The following is a 20,333-nucleotide window of genomic DNA, read 5'->3' on the forward strand; positions in this document are numbered from 1 at the left end:
GAAGCCCCCATCCAGCCCACTGCGTCCCTATCCGCAGTGAGTTGGGTGGGGGCTTTTTTTGCAGTCGGTGATGGGCAGGCATCATTGCTTCAACATTGCCCGCCCCCTTCGGTAGGATGTGCCTACGGTAACGGAGGCTTCCACCATGCTTATCGGCGTCTTGCTGGTCATCACCTGGCTCATCCTGCTGTTGCGCTACCCGGCCAAAGCCTTGCCGGTCTCCCTGGCGGCGTTCATCGGTCTCGGGCTAGTCGCTGCGTGGGTGCTCTGGCAGGAAAACCGCGAGACCCGGCAATTGGAGCGCCTGGAAATGCGCATTACCTATACCCCCGGACAATGCCCCGCCGACCGTCCACTGTCGCTGAACCTGAAAAACACCAATGACGTGCCGCTGATCGAACTGCGCTGGCAGGTCGCGGCCTATGCGCCTGGCGACACCATCAACCTGGCCGACACCCCCTACGACGCACCGCGCTACCGGGGCCCCGGCCAATTGCAGGCCGGCGCTGACTGGCAAGACTGCCTGCCCCTGCCACCCTTGCGTCCGGGTTATCGCCCGCAGACCCTGGAGTTTCGCGCCGAGCGATTGCACGGCAGCTTTTCCAACTGATTGCTCCCCCCACTTTTTGCACAAGGAATGCGCCATGCCTGTTGCGCTGATTACCGGATGTTCCAGCGGCATTGGCCGCGCCCTCGCCGACGCCTTCAAGACTGCGGGTTATCAAGTCTGGGCCACGGCGCGCAAGGTTGAAGACGTAGCGACGCTCAGCGCTGCCGGGTTCACCGCGGTGCAACTGGACGTCAACGACGGCCAGGCCCTGGAACAACTCAACGAACGGATCAACCAGCAGCATGGCGGCCTGGATGTGCTGGTCAACAATGCCGGCTACGGCGCCATGGGCCCTCTCCTGGACGGTGGCGTGCCGGCCATGCAGCGTCAGTTCGAAACCAACGTGTTCGCCATCGTCGGGGTCACCCGCGCGCTGTTCCCGGTGTTGCGTCGGGCCAAGGGGCTGGTGGTGAACATCGGCAGCGTTTCCGGGGTGCTGGTCACGCCGTTTGCCGGGGCCTACTGCGCCTCGAAGGCCGCGGTGCATGCCTTGAGCGATGCCTTGCGCATGGAACTGGCGCCGTTCGGCATCCGCGTGATGGAAGTCCAACCCGGCGCCATCGCCTCCAGCTTCGCCAAGAATGCCGGCCACGAAGCCGAACAGCTGATCAGCGAACAATCGCCCTGGTGGCCGCTGCGCGACAGCATCCGCGCCCGGGCCAAGGCGTCCCAGGACAAACCAACCCCGGCCAGCGAGTTCGCCGCCGGGCTGCTCAAGGCCGTGCAACAACCCCGGCCGCCCCGCCTGCTGCGCCTGGGCAATGGCAGCCGGGCATTGCCGTTGATGGCGAGCTGGCTGCCCAAGGGGTTGCTGGAGAAGGGGTTGATGAAGCGGTTTGGGTTGGGTGGATCGTTGTAAGGGATGGAGGGATAACAGGCTTAAACCTTTGTCCCGAGGACATGGTTAACACCTGTGGCGAGGGGATTTATCCCCGCTGGGCTGCGAAGCAGCCCCAAACCAGGCAACACGGTGTACGAGTCGAAACCGCATCAGTCAGATGACGACTGCTGCGCAGCCGAACGGGGATAAATCCCCTCGCCACAGGGATTTGGGTGCACATGGAACTCATGCCCACAGCTTCCACAGGAATAGGGGTGACAAGCCTCTTTGTCACCCTGCCACCGTCGCCTCAGCGCTCGGTTTGTGGCTCGACCACCACCGTGCAAGTCATCCCCGCCGCCAGTAACACCCCGTCGGGTACTTCATCGAGATGAATGCGCACCGGCACCCGCTGGGCCAGGCGAACCCAGTTGAAGGTCGGGTTCACGTCGGCGATCAGTTCGCGGCTTTCGGGGTTGTCCCGATCGTAGATGCCGCGGGAGATGCTTTCCACATGCCCCTTGAGCATCTCACCGCTCATCAACTGCAACTGCGCTGAATCGCCGACCCGCACCTTGGGCAACTTGGTCTCTTCGAAGAAGCCATAGACCCAGAACGAATTCATGTCCACCACGGCCATCTTCGCCTCGCCAATGCGGGCGTAGTCGCCACGGTGCACATTGAGGTTGGTGACGTAGCCGTCCACCGCCGCGCGGACTTCGGTGCGCGACAGGTTCAGCTCGGCGGCTTCCAATTGCGCCTGGGCCTGCTGGTAATCGGCCAGGGCCGAGTCGGCGATGTTGCTGGCGTCGTCGCGGTTTTCCCGGGAGATCACCAGGCTGTCCAGGTCGGCACGCCGATGGGCGTTGACCTTGCGCATCTCCCAAGTGGCCTTGCGCGACGCCACCAGGGAACGAGCCTGCTTCACGGCGATGCGGTAATGCTCAGGATCGATGCGCATCAACAGGTCGCCCTTTTTCACCGATTGGTTGTCGCGCACCGGCACTTCGACCACCTCGCCACTGACATCGGCGGCCACATTGATGATGTCGGCCCGCACCCGCCCATCGCGGGTCCAGGGTTCGTTCATGTAATGGACCCATAACGTGCGGCCGATCCACAGCGCCAGGGCCAGAACCAACAGCGTCGCCAGCAGGCTGAAAAACTTTCTCATCGCATCGATCTCAACGGTAGACCGTCAGCGCCAGCGCGCCGAACAGACAGGTAAACAGACTCAGGCGCAACAACGCCGGGTGCCAGAAGAAGCGGTACAGGTCCAGCCCCGACAGGAAGCGGTCCAAGGCCCAGGCCAGGCCGGCGGCGATGAAAAACATCAAGGTCATGGTGGGCATGTACACACCATGGAAGGCGATCTCACGGGGCATGTTCAGGTTCCTGGGGAAGCGGTGTGGCAGGCGGCATGGCATGCGGCATGGCATAGCCGGCCAATGGCGATTGCGGGTCCAGCAACGAGGTGCGGATGAAATGCAGGTAGCTTTTCACGCGGCGCAGGGCCGAGGTGTCGAAATGCGGGGCGAAGGGTTCGTCGGTGGCCTGCACGCGGCCGATGGCATGGTCCACCGCCACCAGGGCACGCTCCAGATTGCTCTGGCTCGGTTGGCGGAACAGCCGCACCAGCGCCCGCCCCATCACACGAATCGCCTGGCGCCACGGTTGGCTTTCGGCATACGCCGGATGCACCGGTAAAATCGCCTGTTCCTTGCGCAACTCGATAATCGCGTGGCCGACCTCCAGCACCACGAACATCCAGCGCAGCAAGTCCCGTTGCACCCGCGGCTGCCCCGCCGCCAGCCCGTAGGCCTGATGCAGCAAGTCGCGGGTACCACTTTCGAAGCTCGATGCCAGGCCCTTGAGCTTGCCACTGATGGCAAACACCACTTGCTCGCGCAAATCCTGCTCGAGCCGGCGCCACAACCAGCGACTGTTGGGCGGCAGGATGATTGCCCCGGCCGCGGCACACACCAGCATGCCGAGGATCATCGCGATGTAATCGTTGATGAAGGCGTAGGGGTTGTAGACCGTCAGGTTGTCCGGCACCGAACCGGTGCTGAAAAAGATCAGCAGCCCCAGCCCGACCCCGGCGTATTTCGGTCGCGAGCTGAGGAACGAACCAAGCATGATCACCGGCGCCAGCATCACGCAGAGCAAAGGGAAGCCGTCGATCAGCGGGAAGATGAAGAACATCTCGACAAAGCCGATCAACGCCCCGAACAACGTGCCGCAGGCCATCTGGAAAGCCATGCGCTTGGGGTTCGGCGTCGCGGCCGACAAGCCCACGGTGGCGGCGGCGATCATCGTCATGGTCGCGCCGCTCGGCCAGGCCGTGGCGACCCAGTAACTGCCCAGCACCAACAGGATGAAGGCGGCGCGAACACCCGATGCCGTGGCGGCCAGCCAGTTGGTCTGCGGCACGAACGGTTCGTCCCAGCGTTCACGTTCGTGGCGATGATCGGCCAGCGAGGCGTGGGTCAGGGCATAGCCGTGCAAGTCGTCGACGAAGCGATAAAGCAGCTCGTAGGCGGTATGGAAATCCAGTTGCTGCCCATCACTGGGCGCCGTTTCCTGGAACAGCGCCCGCAGCCTTCGCACCTGGGCCGGCAGCTCGGCCTTGTACTCGGCCAGCGCCGCGGCCAGACGGGCCGCATCGGCATCGGTCAGGGCGCGGCCACTGAAACCGTCGAGCAGTTCGGCCAACGTTTGCAAGCCCGGCTTGATGGCGTCTACCACATGATCCGCGGCGCTGCCGCGCAAGCGCTCCAGCAATTGGTGCAAGGCGTTGAAGCGGGTGGTGATGCCCATGAATTCGCTGTTCAAGCGACTGAGCCGGCCGTTGCGCCGACGCATGTGCGGGTCTTCGAACACGGTCACGCTGCGCAGGCTTTCCAGGCCCACCGCCTCGGCAATGAAGCCCACGTTGCGCGCTTCGAAGGTCTCGCGCTTGCTGCGCCCACGCAGGCCATCGGTGACAAACAGGGCAAATACCCCAAAGCGCTGGTACAAGGCATTGCGCATGGCGGCACTGGCGGTTTGCGGCAGGATCGCGGCGCTGACCAGGGTGGAGCAGAGAATGCCCAGGGAAATCTCCAGCACCCGCCAGACCGCCGCCATGAACGCGCCTTCCGGATGGGCCAGGGCCGGCAGGCCGATCATCGCCGCGGTGTAGCCGGCCAGCACAAAACCATAGGCCCGGAAGTTGCGATATCGCGCCGCCCCTGCCGAACAGAGGCCAACCCAGGCCGCCAGGCAAGCGAGGAACGGCTCGGTGTTCTGGGCAAACAAGGCGATCAGCGCCACCATCACCGCCGAGCCGGCCAGGGTGCCAAGGAAGCGGTAGAAACTCTTGGCGAACACCTGCCCGCTCTGGGGCTGCATGACAATGAACACGGTGATCATGGCCGTGCGCGGTTGCGGCAACTCCAGGCGCATCGCCAACCACAAGGTCAGGAACGCGGCAAACAGGACCTTGAAGATATAGACCCAGGTCACCCCGTCGCTGCGGGCCCAGTCGAAGAAACCCCGGCGCCATTCAAGACGGTACAACCAGCGTGCGGGGGCAAGTAAAGACGTCACAGGAAAAGGACTCAGCATCGTGGCGAGGGAGCTTGCTCCCGCTTGGGCGCGCAGCACCCACTTGAGGGGACCGCCGCGCAGTCCAGCGGGAGCAAGCTCCCTTGCCACAGGGCATGGCTCAAGCCAGGGCTGTCGTTGCCGGCCTCAAGCCCGCCGCCCAGCGCCGTCACCAGGTCGGCATGGGCACTCAAGCGCGCCGCCTGCACTTGCTGTTGCACCTGTTGCTGCTTGAACAACAGGCTTTGGGCGTTGAGCACGTTGAGGTAGTCGGTGAGCCCGCGCTGGAACGCCACCATTGCGATGTCGTAGGTGCGCTGGGCTGCGGCCACCGATTCGGCAGCGAAAGCCTGCTGCTTGTCCATCGATTGGCGGCGGATCAGTTGGTCGGAAATGCCCTTGAGGGCGTTCACCAGTGTCTGGTTGTAGTGCGCCACGGCGATGTCATAACCGGCCGCCGCCTCGCCCAGCTGTGAACGCAAGCGTCCGCCGTCGAAGATCGGCAACGTGATCGCCGGCCCGACGTTGTAGGTGAGCTTCTTACCCGTCAAAAACTCCAGCGCCCCACCGCCAGTGGCCATGTAGCCGAGGCTACCCACCAGGTCGACATTGGGATAGAAGCCGGCCCGGGCCACATCGATACCCCGGGCCTGGGCCGCTACTTGCCAACGCCCGGCAACCACATCCGGACGCTGGCCGAGCAGTTCGGCGGGCAAGGCCGACGGCAGCTTCAAGGGCGCGCCGAGGGCCAGGGTCGGACGTTGCAATTGCGCGCCCTCTCCCGGCCCCTTGCCGGCCAGGGCCGCCAACTGATTACGGCTCAAGGCGATGGCTTCGTCCAGCGCGTCGAGTTGGCGATGGCTCTCGGGCACTGGTGCCTGGGCCTGGCTGACTTCGAAATGGGTGCCGATGCCGCCGTCCAGGCGTTTCTGCGCAAGGTCGAGAATCTGCTCTTGTTGGTGGAGAGTCGCGGCGACGATATCGCGCTGGGCGTAGTGCAGCGAAAACTGGATGTAGGCACGCACGATGTTGCTTTGCAGTTCCAGTTGCGCCTGGCGCGCCTCAGCGACACTGACATGGGCCAGGTCAACCGCCCGTTCGCTGGCATTGCGCTCGCGGCCCCACAGGTCCAGGGCGTAGCTCAAGCCCAGGGCGGCATTGTTGTCCCAGGTCGTGGTGTCGGCCAGCTCGCCCGGGCCATAGAACTGATCGGTGGGCCAGTTATGGCGCTTGAGGGTCACCTCGCCATTGATCTGCAGCGACTCGGCAGCCTCGGCAACACCGGCCATGGCCTTCGCCTGGCGCACCCGCGCGGCGGCCATGGCCAGGCTCGGGCTGTCCTGCATGGCCAGGTCGACCCAGCGATCCAACTGCCGATCACCATAGGCTTGCCACCACTGACGGGTGGGCCAGCGGGCGTCGCGAGCCGCCTCGCGGATGGCGGCATCGGTGACCAGTTGATTGGCCGGCAGTACCTGGCTTTGCGGCCCAATCCCGCCTGTCCCGATGCACCCGCTGATGGTTAATGTCAGAACCCAAACACTGAGAGTCTTCAGCTCTCTGCTGATGCAACGCGGCACTTGCGCAAAATTCCTAGGAGAGAGAGACGAAAACCTGTAGGAGCACCCTGTGGAAGCGGGCTTGCCCGCGAAGGCGGTTACCCTGGCAACATCACCGCCAACTGACCCACCGCTTTCGCGAGCAAACCCGCTCCCACAGGTACTGCATCAGACAGCAGGGCCAGACCAGCGCCACAGTGCCGGCAATTCTAGGCATCCCCCTACCTGGCGATAAGCCGACCTTTCTGTGAATCTTTGTTACCGTTAACGCGATAATCCATTAGTCGGGTCCCGCTGCTCTGTAACTTCGTGTCACAATTTGCCACCTCCCAAGAGAGCCCTCCATGGACACCTTGCAAAACATGCGCGCGTTCAGTTGTGTTGCCGAAGCTGGCAGTTTCACCGCTGCCGCCGCGCAACTGGACACCACGACGGCCAACATCTCGCGCGCGGTTTCCAACCTGGAAGCCCATCTGCAAACCCGCCTGCTCAACCGCACCACTCGCCGCATTGCCCTGACCGAGGCAGGTAAACGCTACTTGTTGCGTTGCGAGCAGATCCTGGCTTATGTCGAAGAAGCGGAAGCCGAGGCCAGCGACGCCCATGCCCGACCGGCCGGGCAGTTGAAGGTCCACACGATGACCGGCATCGGCCAGCATTTCGTGATCGACGCCATCGCCCGTTATCGCAAGACCCATCCGGATGTGACCTTCGACCTGACCCTGGCCAACCGCGTGCCGGACATCCTTGACGAGGGCTACGACGTCTCCATCGTGCTCGCCAGCGAGTTGCCGGATTCGGGCTTCGTCTCCCAGCGCCTGGGGATCACCTACAGCATCGTCTGCGCATCGCCCGCCTATGTGAAAGCCAGCGGCTGCCCGCAAAAACCCGGCGACCTGCTCAACCACGCCTGCCTGCGCCTGGTCAGCCCGGTCATTCCGCTGGAAAAATGGGTGTTCGACGGCCCGGAAGGCCAGGAGATGGTCACCATCAATAGCTCACCGTTCCTGGTGAACTCCGCCGATGCGATGAAAACCGCGATCACCAGCGGCATGGGCGTGGGGGTGTTGCCGGTGTACGCCGCCATCGAAGGCCTGCGCAACGGCACGCTGGTGCGGGTCATGCCCAACTACCGCTCCCAGGAACTGAACCTCTATGCCATCTACCCGTCGCGCCAATACCTGGATGCGAAGATCAAGACCTGGGTCGAGTACCTGCGAGGCTCGTTGCCTGAAATCCTCGCGGCGCACCAGTCTGAGCTGGCGGCTTACGAATTGAGTGGAAGCCTGGCAGGCGCACGGGTCGCGAACTGAAGTCGCCCCCGTGCGTGAAGGATGATGTCAGCGCTTGCCCATCGAACGACGCGTGCCGGGAGGCGCGGCGCCCGGGGTCTTGGTATGGCCATTCTTCGCGCCGTTCTTGTACCACGGCTGTTGGCCGGCGCCCTTGGCCGCAGCCAGTTCACCGGGTTTGAACGGGAATTTGAAGGCAGGGATCGCCGCTTTGGCGTCCTCGGTGCAGGAAACATCGCTGTCGGACAAATCGGCCTGTTCGCCGCCGGGGAGTTCATCCGCAGGCGAAGGTGTGGGGGAAGTCATGTGAGGCTCCGGGTCATGCATGCAAGTCGGGCCCGAAGGGCGAGCCGCGAAAGGCGGCAGTATACCTGCCCGATATCACCGCGCGCAGGGCAGTTTCATTGGCACGACATTCATCTGACGGCAAGCCAGGACAAAACTGACAAGCCTGTCAGTTAGCCGTCACCTTCCTGACCGGCTCGTAACGCTATATAAGAAAGCTCAAACTCCTGTGTCCCGAACCGGCCCTTCATATTCATGCACACCCAGAAGAAAACCGTCCTGCTCGTCGTGCTTTTGGTCGCCCTGGCGGCCCTTGTCCTCTGGTTTGTGCTCAGGCCCGTGACCGCCAAGCCCAGCGCTCCCGCCGCCGTTCCGGTGCGGGTCGTCAGCGTGGTGCAAAAGGATGTGCCGCGCTTTGCCAGCGGCATCGGTACGGTCCTGTCGCTGCACAGCGTGGTCATCCGGCCGCAGATCGACGGCATCCTCACCCGGCTGCTGGTCAAGGAAGGGCAACTGGTCAAGAAAGGTGACCTGCTGGCGACCATCGACGATCGTTCGATCCGCGCCAGCCTCGACCAGGCCCGGGCCCAGCTCGGCGAGAGCCAGGCGCAGCTGGCGGTGGCCCAGGTCAATCTCAAGCGCTACAAATTGCTGAGCGTCGATGACGGCGTCTCGAAGCAGACCTACGACCAGCAGCAGGCGCTGGTCAACCAGCTCAAGGCCACCGCCCAGGGTAACCAGGCGGCCATCGACTCGGCGCAGGTGCAACTGTCCTACACCCAGATCCGCTCCCCGGTGAGCGGTCGCGTCGGCATTCGCAATGTGGATGAAGGCAACTTCCTGCGCACCAGCGACGCCGAAGGCCTGTTCACGGTGACCCAGATCGACCCGATCGCCGTGGAGTTCTCCCTGCCCCAGCAAATGCTGCCCACCTTGCAACGCTTGATCGCGGCGCCCGAGCAAGCCTTGGTCAAGGCCTATCTCGGTGCCGATGGCGCTAGCGGGGAACTGCTCGGCGAGGGGCGCCTGAGCCTCATCGACAACCAGATCAACGCCAACACCGGAACCCTGCGGGCCAAGGCTGAATTCGACAACGCCGCGCAACGGCTGTGGCCCGGGCAACTGGTGACGCTGAAGATCCAGACCGCCCTCGACAAGGACGCCCTGGTGGTGCCTCCCTCCGTGGTCCAGCGCGGGCTGGAGCAACACTTCGTGTACCGGATCAAGGGCGACAAGGTCGAGAGCGTGCCGGTGGTCATGGTTTACCAGGACAGCGACATACACATCATCAAAGGGGTGAACGCTGGCGATCAACTGGTGAGCGATGGTCAGTCACGGCTCAAGCCGGGCAGCCACATCCAGGTGCTCAGTGCCCCGCCCGCCCTGGCCAAGACCGCGGAGCCGCAACCGTGAAGGGCCGCGGCTCGGTTTCAGCGTGGTGCATCGACCACCCCATCGCCACGGTGTTGCTGACGTTCGCCCTGGTGCTGCTGGGGTTGATCGCGTTTCCTCGCCTGCCCGTCGCGCCGTTGCCGGAAGCCGAATTCCCGACCATCCAGGTCAACGCCCAGTTGCCCGGGGCCAGCCCCGAAACCATGGCCTCGTCAGTGGCGACGCCGCTGGAAGTGCAATTCAGTGCCATCCCCGGCATCACCCAGATGACCTCCAGCAGCGCCCTGGGCTCGACCAACCTGATCCTGCAATTCAGCCTCGATAAAAGCATCGACACCGCCGCCCAGGAAGTGCAGGCGGCGATCAACACCGCCGCCGGCAAACTGCCCAACGACATGCCGAACCTGCCGACCTGGCGCAAGGTCAACCCCGCCGACAGCCCGGTGTTGATCCTCAGCATCAGCTCCTCCCTGATGCCCGGCACCGAGCTGAGCGACTACGTCGAAACCCTGCTCTCGCGCCAGATCAGCCAGATCGACGGCGTAGGACAAATCTACATCACCGGCCAGCAGCGTCCGGCGATCCGGGTCCAGGCCTCGGCTGATCGACTCGCCGCCATCGGCCTGACCCTGGCGGACATCCGCCTGGCGCTCCAGCAGGCCAGCCTCAACCTGGCCAAGGGCGCCCTGTACGGCGATTCGAGCATTTCCACCCTGTCCACCAACGACCAGCTGTTCCAGCCTGAGGAGTACGGTGAGCTGATCGTGTCCTACAAGGACGGCGCACCGGTTCACCTCAAGGACATCGCCAAGGTCGTCAACGGCTCGGAAAACGCCTACGTCCAGGCCTGGTCCGACAGCGAACCAGGGGTCAACCTGGTGATCTTCCGGCAACCAGGGGCGAACATCGTCGAGACCGTCGACCGCATCCAGGCGGCCCTGCCCACCCTGCAAGCCATGCTGCCCGCTGCCATACAGGTCAAGGTACTGATCGACCGCACCCAGACTATCCGCGCCTCGTTGCACGAAGTGGAGATCACCTTGCTGATCGCGGTGCTGCTGGTTGTCGCGGTGATGGCGCTGTTCCTGCGCCAGCTCTCGGCAACCCTGATTGTCTCGGCGGTGCTGGGGGTGTCGCTGATCGCCAGTTTCGCCCTGATGTACGTGATGGGCTTCAGCCTGAACAACCTGACCCTGGTGGCAATCGTCATCTCGGTCGGGTTCGTGGTGGACGACGCGATTGTGGTGGTGGAGAACATCCACCGGCATCTGGAAGCCGGCGACGGCATGCGCGAAGCGGCGATCAAGGGAGCGGGTGAGATCGGTTTCACCGTGGTCTCCATCAGCTTCTCGCTGGTAGCGGCATTCATTCCACTGCTGTTCATGGGCGGAGTGGTCGGGCGCCTGTTCAAGGAATTTGCCCTGACCGCCACCTCGACCATTCTGATTTCGGTGGTGGTGTCGCTCACCCTGGCACCGACCCTGGCCGCGCTGTTCATGCGTGCCCCGGTACATCATGCCCACAGCAAGATGGGATTCGGCGAGCGTCTGCTGGGCTGGTACGAGCACGGCCTGCGTCGGGCCCTGGCCCATCAAAAACTGATGATAGGCGTGTTCGGCCTGACCCTGGCGCTGGCGGTGGTGGGCTACGTGTTCATCCCCAAGGGGTTCTTTCCGGTACAGGACACCGGCCTGGTACTGGGCACCAGCGAAGCCGCCGCCGATGTGTCGTTCCCGGACATGGTCGCCAAACACAAGGCCCTGGCCGACATCGTCGCCGCCGACCCGGCGGTGCAGACCTTCTCCCATTCCGTCGGTGTTTCGGGCAATAACCAGACCATCGCCAACGGCCGTTTCTGGATCGCCCTCAAGCCCCGGAGCGAGCGTGACGTGTCGGCCAGCGGCTTCATCGACCGAATCCGCCCGCAATTGCTGAAAATCCCCGGTGTAGTGCTGTACCTCAGGGCCGGTCAGGACATCAACCTCAGCTCCGGCCCCAGTCGCGCCCAATATCAATACGTGCTCAAGAGCAACGACGGGCCGAGCCTCAACGCCTGGACGCAAAAACTCACCGACAAGCTGCGCGGCAACCCGGCGTTCCGTGACATCTCCAACGACCTGCAACTGGGCGGCAGCATCACCCACATCAACATCGACCGCAGCGCGGCAGCGCGCTTCGGCCTCACCGCCACCGATGTCGACCAGGCCCTGTACGACGCCTTCGGCCAACGGCAGATCAATGAATTCCAGACCGAGACCAACCAGTACAACGTGATCCTGGAACTCGATACCGCGCAGCGGGGCAAGGCCGAAAGCCTGGCGTATTTCTACCTGCGTTCCCCCCTGAGTGGGGAAATGGTGCCGCTCTCGGCCCTGGCCCGCTTCGATGCGCCGAGCAACGGCCCGCTGTCGATTGCCCACGACGGCATGTTCCCCGCCGCCAACCTGTCGTTCAACCTGGCGCCCGGCGTCGCCCTGGGAGACGCGGTGCGCCTGCTCGACCAGGCGAAGAACGAAATCGGCATGCCCGCCGCCATCACCGGTAATTTCCAGGGCGCGGCCCAGGCCTTCCAGAGCTCGCTGGCGAGCCAGCCATGGCTGATCCTCGCCGCGCTGGTGGCCGTGTACATCATCCTCGGCGTGCTCTACGAGAGCTTCGTGCACCCGTTGACGATCATCTCCACCCTGCCCTCGGCCGGTCTCGGCGCGCTGATCATGCTCTGGCTGCTGGGCCAGGATTTTTCGATCATGGCGCTGATCGGGCTGGTGCTGCTGATCGGGATCGTCAAGAAGAACGGCATCCTGATGATCGACTTCGCCCTCGACGCCCAGCGCAACAAAGGGTTGGCGCCCCAGGAGGCGATTTTCCAGGCGTGCCTGACACGCTTCCGGCCGATCATGATGACCACCCTGGCCGCCCTGCTCGGCGCCTTGCCGCTGATGCTCGGCTATGGCCCCGGCGCGGAGCTGCGCCAGCCCCTGGGCATCGCGGTGGTGGGCGGCCTGCTGGTGAGCCAGGCGCTGACGCTGTTCACCACACCGGTCATATACTTGTGGCTGGAGCGACTGTTCCATCGGCCCGCCCATCAGCCAGGGTCGGCGCCGACGGCGGCGCTGGCGAGCACAGACCACTGAGGCAGGGCCATGCGCGTTCTGATTATCGAAGACGAAGAAAAAACCGCGGACTACCTGCACCGCGGCCTGACCGAACAGGGCTATACCGTGGACGTGGCGCCGGACGGCATCGAGGGGCTGCACCTGGCCCTGGAAACCGACTATGCGGTGATCGTGCTCGACGTGATGCTGCCGGGCCTGGACGGCTTCGGCGTACTGCGGGCCCTACGCGCCCGCAAGCAGACACCGGTGATCATGCTCACCGCCCGGGAACGGGTCGAGGACCGCATCAAGGGCTTGCGCGACGGCGCCGATGACTACCTGGGCAAACCTTTCTCCTTCCTCGAACTGGTGGCCCGCCTGCAAGCCCTGACCCGCCGCAGCGGCGGCCATGAACCGGTGCAGGTGAGCATCGCCGACCTGTGGATCGACCTGATCAGCCGCAAGGCCACACGGGCCGGCCAGCGCCTGGACCTGACGGCCAAGGAGTTCTCCCTGCTCAGCGTCCTGGCCCGCCGCCAGGGTGAAATCCTCTCGAAAACCGCCATTGCCGAAATGGTCTGGGACATCAACTTCGACAGTGACGCCAACGTGGTGGAAGTGGCGATCAAACGCTTGCGGGCCAAGCTCGACGGGCCATTCGAACAGAAGTTGCTGCACACCATTCGCGGCATGGGTTATGTGCTGGAGAGTCGCAGCGATGAGCGTCCCTGACAGCATCGCCCTGCGCCTGAGCGGCATGTTCACGCTGGTGGCGGCGCTGGTGTTCCTGTTGATCGGTGGCGCTTTATACCAGCAGGTCGGCAAGGGCCTGGGCCTGTTGCCCGAAGCCGAGCTCGATGCCCGCTACAGTGTCCTGGAGTCCACCGTTGGCCGCTACGGCACGCCTGAACACTGGGTGAAGATCAACAACAAGCTGCGACTGCTCGGTGAAGAAGACAAACGCATCCATTTCTGGATCGTCAGCGACGATCCGCGCTTTGAATACGGCGCTCCCGATGCACAGATCCGTGCCTTTGCCCAAGGCGCCCTGGGGAAGCGCGACCTGACCTTGCCCCATCGGGACTACCCGATGAAAGTATTGGTGAGCCAATTCCCGGCCAAGGACCAACGCCCGCCGCTGCGCTTCATGATCGGCATCGACACCCAGACCTTCTACCAGACCCAGCATCGCCTGCTGGTGGCGCTGGTGAGCCTGGCGATTGTCGGTGTGCTCCTCGCTTCGTTGCTGGGCTACTGGGTCGCGCGCATCGGCCTCAAACCGCTGATCAAGCTGTCCGATGAAGCCCGACGCCTGGCCCCGCCCCGCCTGTCCGGGCGCTTGCAACTGTCGCCCTTGCCGCCGGAGCTGGGCCAGTTCGTCAGTTCCTTCAACGCCACCCTCGACCGGGTCGAACAGGCTTACTCGCGGCTGGAATCGTTCAACGCCGACGTCGCCCATGAATTGCGCTCGCCCCTGACCAACCTGATCGGCCAGACCCAGGTTGCGCTGACCCGTGGACGCTCGGCCGAACACTACTTCGAAGTGCTGCAATCGAATCTCGAGGAGTTGGAGCGGCTGCGTTCGATCATCAACGACATGCTGTTCCTGGCCAGCGCCGACCAAGGCAGCAAGGCCACCAAGTTGACCAGCGCATCCCTGGCCGGCGAAGTGGCGACCACCCTCGATTACCTGGACTTCATACTGGAAGATGCCCAGGTCCAGGTCCGGGTCAGCGGCGATGCCCAGGCCAACATCGAGATCGCCCACTTGCGACGGGCGCTGATCAACCTGCTGAGCAACGCCGTACAACACACCGCGCCCGGGCAAGTGATCGACGTGCACATCGAAGCCCTTGGCGACCAGATCACCCTCGCGGTCACCAACCCCGGCGAACCGATCGCCGGCGAGCACTTGCCACGCCTGTTCGAACGTTTCTATCGCGTCGATGCCTCGCGCAGCAACAGTGGCGCCAACCATGGACTGGGGCTGGCCATCGTCAAGGCCATTGCACTGATGCACGGTGGCGATGTGTTCGTGCGCAGCGACCAGGGTGCCAACACGTTCGGGATCCGCTTGCCAGCCTGAGGCCTTCACAAGGTTCGATCTTTCCAGCATTGAATGCTGGGCGAAAGCCAACTCGATCAAAATCGACAGATCGCAGCCTTCGGCAGCTCCTACCCAGTTATTGCGCAAACACTGATTGCCCGCTCTCATTGATCCAAGCACAATCAGCAAAAGGCCAGCATCTGGTTCATTGCCGGTTTGCAACCCTTTGGGACGGACCCCAGCCACATGACAATGCAGACATCGGAACCATGAGCGCGCGCAGTGCGACACCCGGCAACACCCCGCTTTCGAGACGTTCGGAACGGGTATTCGTACTGGCCAGCTCACTGGTTGTCATTGCCATCCTGAGCATCGTGACGTTTCTGTTGATCCGCGAACATGCCGCCGCACAAGAGGCGGCGACCCGTGCGGCGACCAATATCGTGCAATTGATTGACGCCGATGTGCTGCGTAACGTGGAGCTCTACGATCTGTCGCTGCAAGGTTTGGCCGCCGCCGCCAAACGCGACGACCTGAAAGACGTTTCGCCGGCGATTCGCCATCTGGCGCTGTTCGACCGCGCCACCGCCGCCCCCTACAAAGGCGACATCCTGCTGCTCGACAAGCGTGGCGATGTAATCGCCGACTCCGCCTCGCTCGAACCGCGCAAAGGCAATTACGCCGACCGGGAATATTTCCAGTCCCATGTCCAGGACCCGAGTCTGGGCATGATGATCAGTCGCCCGTTCCGCTCCAGGAGTGCCGCCCACGATTGGCGCATCAGTTTCAGCTATCGACTGAGCGACGAGCGGGGTGAGTTCATGGGCGTGGCCGAGGCCGCAATGCGCCTGAACTACTTCAGCCAGTTGTTCAAAAGCCTGAACATCGGCCACGGGACGGTCAACCTGATCAGCCGCGATGGGATTCTGTTGGCCCAGGAACCGCCCCTGGCCGACGACATGATCGGCAAGGACTTCAGCAACCGACCGAACTTCGTACGCATCCTGCGAGAAGGTAACGGCAGTTTTACCGGCATCTCCAGTGTTGATCAGACACAGCGGCTCTACACCTTTTCCCAGGTGGGCGACCTGCCATTGATTGTCGTGGTAGCGCTCTCCTACCAAGAGGTCTTCGCCTCATGGCAACGCACGGCGTTGTTGGTCAGCGGTGCCACCGGCGCGCTGTGCATCGGTTTGCTCTGGCTTACCTGGCTGCTACGCCGCGAATTGCGACGCCGCTACAGAGCTGAACGGGAATTGGCCCAACTGGCGTCCATCGACGCCCTCACAGGACTGGCCAATCGACGAACACTGGACGAGACGTTGCAACAGGAATGGCTGCGCGCCCAACGTTCGGGCCAACCGTTGTCTGTGCTGATGATCGATGCCGATCATTTCAAGGCGTTCAATGATCGCCATGGTCATCAAAAGGGTGACGAGGCCCTGCGCACCTTGGCGCAATTGATCGGCCAGCATGTCCGACGCCCCGCCGACCTGGCGGCGCGCTATGGCGGTGAGGAGTTCTCGGTGGTGCTGCCGGAGACCACCACCGCTGGCGCCTTCACCATGGCCCAGCATATTCGCAACGCGGTCGAACAACTGCCATCTGTGTCCGAGGGAGGAGCGCCCATGACGGTCAGTATCGGCATCGCCACTTGGACTCAGGGACCGTACAGCGAACTCAAACAACTCTTGTTCGCTGCGGACAAGGCGCTTTACCAGGCCAAGGCCAGTGGGCGTAATCGTGTGGTTTGCGCGATGTGACACCGGAGCACCCAAAGGCGATGGGCATGACGCCCTCTGTGCATGGATAGGATGCCCTCTGGGTAGGATAGGGTGCTCTCTGTGGCGAGGGGATTTATCCCCGCTGGGCTGCGAAGCAGCCCCAATGCAGACGACTCAATCAGCCTGGCGCACCGAGTTGCAGTGGGTGGGACTGCTGCGCAGTCCAACGGGGATAAATCCCCTCGCCACAGGGCTCATCTGATCCTCAGGAAACAGCCATAAAAAAAGGCCACCCAAAGGCAGCCTTCAAAAACTAGAGAGGTTTTTTTGCCTACACGGCCGCAACAGGGCGCATGTAAGAGATTGGTGCGGTGCTGGCGTCTTCGAACGTCACGACTTCCCAAGCATCTTTCTGCTCAATCAACTTGCGCAGCAGCTGGTTGTTCAGTGCATGGCCGGACTTGAAGCCCTTGAACTCACCAATCAGGCTATTGCCCAGCAGGTAGAGGTCGCCGATTGCATCGAGGATCTTGTGCTTGACGAATTCGTCTTCATAACGAAGACCGTCTTCGTTCAATACACCATCGGAATCGACCACGATCGCGTTTTCAACACTGCCGCCGAGTGCGAGGTTGTGCTTGCGCAGGTACTCGATGTCACTCATGAAACCGAAGGTACGGGCGCGGCTGACTTCTTTTACGAACGAAGTGCTGGAAAAATCCACGCTTGCACTCTGGGTGCGGTCACGGAAAACCGGGTGATCGAAATCGATCTCGAAGCTCACCTTGAAACCTTCGAAAGGGACGAAAGTGGCGCGCTTGTCGCCGTCTTCCACGGTCACTTCCCGCAGGATGCGGATGAACTTCTTGGCTGCGTCCTGCTCTTCCAGGCCAGCCGATTGAATCAGGAATACGAAGGGTCCGGCACTGCCATCCATGATCGGGACTTCGGACGCGGAGAGCTCGACGTAGGCGTTATCGATGCCCAGGCCAGCCATGGCCGAGAGCAAATGCTCCACCGTATCCACTTTGGTGTCACCGTTGACCAGAGTGGTCGACATAGTGGTTTCACCAACGTTTTCCGCGCGAGCAGGAATCTGCACCACAGGGTCGAGGTCGGCACGACAAAACACAATGCCGGTATCGACAGGCGCGGGCTTGAGGGTCAGGTAGACCTTCTCGCCGGAGTGCAAGCCGACACCTGTGGCACGGATAATATTCTTCAGGGTGCGTTGTTTAATCATGGCATGGGCCGCTTCAGCGCAAATTGCGAACTGGTATCAACAAAGGCTGGCGATGATAGCAGACCAGACCTTTGCTGAACACCAATCACCCGTATCCCCCTGATACATTTCATCAATCGGCCTGACGACGCAGGAAAGCCGGGATGTCCAGGTAATCCAGATCGTCTTGCGGATTCATCTTCGCGGCAGTCGCAGTACCGGCCTGGGCCTGGTTGCGCATGACGGTCGGACGGTCCAGGTCACGGTAGTTCACCGCAGGCGCTTCCTGACGGGCAGACACTTGTTGTTGCGGTTGCGAAGCCATGGAAGTGTGAACGGTGTTGTCGATGACCTTCACAGGCTTCTCGATTTTGGCGCCCAGACCGGTGGCAACCACGGTGACGTGCAGCTCGTCGCGCATGTCCGGATCGATAACGGTACCGACCTTGACCATCGCGTGCTCGGAAGCGAAGGCTTCGATGATGCTACCCACGTCGGAGTACTCACCCAGGGACAGGTCAGGACCGGCGGTGATGTTCACCAGGATGCCACGCGCACCTTGCAGGTTCACGTCTTCGAGCAACGGGTTGCGAATGGCCGCTTCGGTGGCCTCGCGTGCACGGTTCGGACCGCTGGCGCAGCCAGTGCCCATCATCGCCATGCCCATTTCGCTCATGACCGTCCGTACGTCGGCAAAGTCGACGTTGATCATGCCCGGACGCTTGATGATGTCGGAGATACCGCGAACGGCACCGGCCAGTACATCGTCAGCCTTGGCGAAAGCCGACAGCAGGCTGGCGTCTTTACCGAGGATGGTCAGCAGCTTCTCGTTGGGGATGGTGATCAACGAGTCGACGCTTTCAGACAGCAGACGGATACCTTCGTCGGCGATCTGCATGCGCTTGCGGCCTTCGAACGGGAACGGACGAGTCACCACCGCAACGGTGAGGATCCCCATTTCCTTGGCCACTTCGGCAATGATTGGCGCCGCACCGGTACCGGTACCGCCACCCATGCCCGTGGTGATGAACACCATGTTGGTGCCTTGCAGGACTTCAGCGATACGCTCACGGTCTTCGAGAGCGGCCTGACGACCGACTTCAGGGTTGGCGCCGGCGCCCAGGCCTTTGGTCACGCCAGTGCCCAGTTGCAGGATGGTCCGCGCGCCGATGGATTTCAGCGCCTGGGCATCAGTGTTGGCGCAGATGAATTCAACGCCTTCAATGTTGCTCTTGACCATGTGGTTGACAGCGTTGCCGCCGCCACCGCCGACACCGATTACTTTGATAACCGGGCTAGCGGGGATGTTGTCTACGAGTTCGAACATTTTCCCTCTCCTTTCATTCTCTAGTTTTTTCGCCTACTGCGTTTGCTGCGTCTTCCAGCGCCAAGCCTGAAACCTGCCGCTTGAAGCTTTGAAACTGTTTAAAAGTTGCCTTTGACCCAAGCCTGGAGCCGCTCGAACAGCGGAGCCTTCGGCTCGTCGCTGCTATAGCTGTCGCGGCTGCCGATGCCTGAGAACGAAATCCCGTCGGACTGCTTCTGCAGGCCGTACATCAACAGGCCCACGCCAGTGGAATAGATCGGGTTGCGGACCACGTCATCCAGGCCCTTGACGCCATGGGGCACGCCCAGGCGCACCGGCATGTGGAAAATCTCTTCGGCCAGCTCGACCGCGCCTTCCATCTTCGACGTACCGCCGGTCAGCACGATGCCGGCCGGGATCAGGTCTTCGTAGCCACTGCGGCGCAGTTCGGCCTGGATCAGCGTGAACAGCTCGTCGTAGCGCGGCTCGACCACTTCGGCCAGGGCCTGGCGCGACAGCTCGCGCGGTGGACGGTCGCCGACGCTTGGCACCTTGATGGTTTCGCCGGCACCGGCCAGCTTCGCCAGGGCACAGGCGTAACGGATCTTGATTTCCTCGGCGTACTGGGTCGGGGTGCGCAACGCCATGGCGATGTCGTTGGTCACCTGATCACCGGCAATCGGGATCACCGCCGTGTGGCGAATGGCGCCTTCGGTGAAGATCGCGATGTCGGTGGTGCCGCCGCCGATGTCCACCAGGCATACGCCCAGTTCTTTCTCGTCGTCGGTCAGCACCGAGTAGGCCGAGGCCAGTTGCTCGAGGATGATGTCGTCAATTTCCAGTCCGCAGCGGCGCACGCATTTCTCGATGTTCTGCGCCGCGTTCACTGCACAGGTCACCACGTGGACCTTGGCTTCCAGGCGCACGCCGGACATGCCCAGGGGCTCACGCACGCCTTCCTGGTTATCGATCACGTAATCCTGCGGCAGGGTGTGCAACACACGCTGGTCCGCCGGGATCGCCACGGCCTGGGCCGCGTCGAGCACGCGCTCAAGGTCGGCGGAGCTGACTTCGCGATCACGAATCGCCACGATGCCGTGGGAGTTCAGGCTGCGGATGTGATTGCCCGCCACGCCGACGAACGCCGAGTGGATCCGGCAACCGGCCATCAGCTGCGCCTCTTCGATGGCGCGCTGGATCGATTGCACGGTGGACTCGATGTTCACCACCACGCCTTTTTTCAAGCCACGGGACGGGTGTGTACCGATCCCGACGATGACCAGCGTGCCGTCGTCCGCGACTTCGCCTACCAGCGCCACCACCTTGGAAGTGCCGATATCAAGACCGACGATCATTTTCCCGCTTTGCACGTTTGCCATGGGTCCTGCCTCTT

At 62.7% G+C, this 20,333-nt stretch carries 16 protein-coding genes; 8 read left to right on the top strand and 8 right to left on the bottom strand.

The features are described 5' to 3' along the window. Positions 1-145: 145 nt before the first annotated feature. Together BLO97_RS11785 and BLO97_RS11790 are read left to right on the top strand one after the other, a co-directional pair. Positions 146-610 carry a hypothetical protein gene (locus tag BLO97_RS11785; protein WP_063324499.1) on the top strand — a complete coding sequence of 155 codons (465 nt, stop codon included), beginning with the start codon at positions 146-148 and terminating at the stop codon, positions 608-610. A 34-nt stretch (positions 611-644) separates the two neighbouring features. Beyond that, positions 645-1,469 (top strand): SDR family oxidoreductase, encoded by an 825-nt coding sequence (locus BLO97_RS11790; RefSeq protein WP_092345981.1) that lies wholly within the window; start codon positions 645-647, stop codon positions 1,467-1,469. A 271-nt stretch (positions 1,470-1,740) separates the two neighbouring features. On the opposite strand, the gene BLO97_RS11795 is transcribed toward BLO97_RS11790, so the two are convergent. The 4 genes from BLO97_RS11795 to BLO97_RS11810 are packed head-to-tail and all read right to left on the bottom strand — an operon-like array spanning position 1,741 to position 6,598. Beyond that, complete coding sequence (locus BLO97_RS11795) at positions 1,741-2,604, bottom strand: efflux RND transporter periplasmic adaptor subunit (protein ID WP_092223678.1); 864 nt, start codon at positions 2,602-2,604, stop codon at positions 1,741-1,743. A gap of 10 nt (positions 2,605-2,614) precedes the next feature. Further along, entirely contained in the window at positions 2,615-2,815 is a 201-nt protein-coding gene (locus BLO97_RS11800; RefSeq protein WP_003205331.1) for a DUF1656 domain-containing protein, read from the bottom strand. Further along, a complete protein-coding gene (locus BLO97_RS11805) occupies positions 2,805-5,021 on the bottom strand; it encodes an FUSC family protein (protein ID WP_092146962.1) in 2,217 nt (738 codons plus the stop codon). Before BLO97_RS11805 ends, BLO97_RS11800 begins: the two co-directional genes overlap by 11 nt. An 11-nt stretch (positions 5,022-5,032) precedes the next feature. Beyond that, positions 5,033-6,598, bottom strand: coding sequence for an efflux transporter outer membrane subunit (locus tag BLO97_RS11810; protein ID WP_175456240.1), 1,566 nt, complete (start codon positions 6,596-6,598; stop codon positions 5,033-5,035). Between the two features lie 323 nt (positions 6,599-6,921). Here BLO97_RS11810 and BLO97_RS11815 point away from each other — a divergent pair, with 323 nt between their 5' ends. After that, a complete protein-coding gene (locus BLO97_RS11815; protein WP_003205334.1) occupies positions 6,922-7,890 on the top strand; it encodes a LysR family transcriptional regulator in 969 nt (322 codons plus the stop codon). 27 nt (positions 7,891-7,917) lie between these two features. Here BLO97_RS11815 and BLO97_RS11820 read toward each other — a convergent pair whose 3' ends face one another. After that, a complete protein-coding gene (locus BLO97_RS11820; RefSeq protein WP_063324496.1) occupies positions 7,918-8,175 on the bottom strand; it encodes a hypothetical protein in 258 nt (85 codons plus the stop codon). 234 nt (positions 8,176-8,409) lie between these two features. Between BLO97_RS11820 and BLO97_RS11825 the strand changes: the two genes are divergently transcribed. The 5 genes from BLO97_RS11825 to BLO97_RS11845 all read left to right on the top strand — a co-directional run bounded on the left by BLO97_RS11825 (position 8,410) and on the right by BLO97_RS11845 (position 16,451). After that, complete coding sequence (locus BLO97_RS11825; protein WP_092345983.1) at positions 8,410-9,567, top strand: efflux RND transporter periplasmic adaptor subunit; 1,158 nt, start codon at positions 8,410-8,412, stop codon at positions 9,565-9,567. Beyond that, positions 9,564-12,680 (top strand): multidrug efflux RND transporter permease subunit, encoded by a 3,117-nt coding sequence (locus BLO97_RS11830; RefSeq protein WP_092345985.1) that lies wholly within the window; start codon positions 9,564-9,566, stop codon positions 12,678-12,680. Before BLO97_RS11825 ends, BLO97_RS11830 begins: the two co-directional genes overlap by 4 nt. A 9-nt stretch (positions 12,681-12,689) precedes the next feature. Beyond that, on the top strand, positions 12,690-13,373 hold the full coding sequence (locus BLO97_RS11835) for a heavy metal response regulator transcription factor (protein ID WP_060740762.1): 684 nt from the start codon (positions 12,690-12,692) through the stop codon (positions 13,371-13,373). Further along, positions 13,360-14,727, top strand: a complete 1,368-nt coding sequence (locus BLO97_RS11840; RefSeq protein ID WP_092345987.1) for a heavy metal sensor histidine kinase — start codon at positions 13,360-13,362, stop codon at positions 14,725-14,727. The genes BLO97_RS11835 and BLO97_RS11840 overlap by 14 nt, the downstream gene beginning before the upstream one ends. A gap of 230 nt (positions 14,728-14,957) precedes the next feature. Next, a complete protein-coding gene (locus BLO97_RS11845) occupies positions 14,958-16,451 on the top strand; it encodes a sensor domain-containing diguanylate cyclase (RefSeq protein WP_092345989.1) in 1,494 nt (497 codons plus the stop codon). Between the two features lie 292 nt (positions 16,452-16,743). Here BLO97_RS11845 and lpxC read toward each other — a convergent pair whose 3' ends face one another. From lpxC to ftsA, 3 genes are all read right to left on the bottom strand, one after another. Next, on the bottom strand, positions 16,744-17,655 hold the full coding sequence (gene lpxC, locus BLO97_RS11850) for a UDP-3-O-acyl-N-acetylglucosamine deacetylase (protein WP_030139673.1): 912 nt from the start codon (positions 17,653-17,655) through the stop codon (positions 16,744-16,746). A 112-nt stretch (positions 17,656-17,767) separates the two neighbouring features. Continuing rightward, on the bottom strand, positions 17,768-18,961 hold the full coding sequence (gene ftsZ / locus BLO97_RS11855; protein WP_063324491.1) for a cell division protein FtsZ: 1,194 nt from the start codon (positions 18,959-18,961) through the stop codon (positions 17,768-17,770). A gap of 98 nt (positions 18,962-19,059) precedes the next feature. Continuing rightward, entirely contained in the window at positions 19,060-20,319 is a 1,260-nt protein-coding gene (gene ftsA, locus BLO97_RS11860; RefSeq protein WP_003205342.1) for a cell division protein FtsA, read from the bottom strand. Positions 20,320-20,333 lie beyond the last annotated feature (14 nt).

Source organism: Pseudomonas sp. NFACC05-1 (assembly GCF_900100135.1).
GTDB classification, from domain to species: domain Bacteria; phylum Pseudomonadota; class Gammaproteobacteria; order Pseudomonadales; family Pseudomonadaceae; genus Aquipseudomonas; species Aquipseudomonas fluorescens_Q.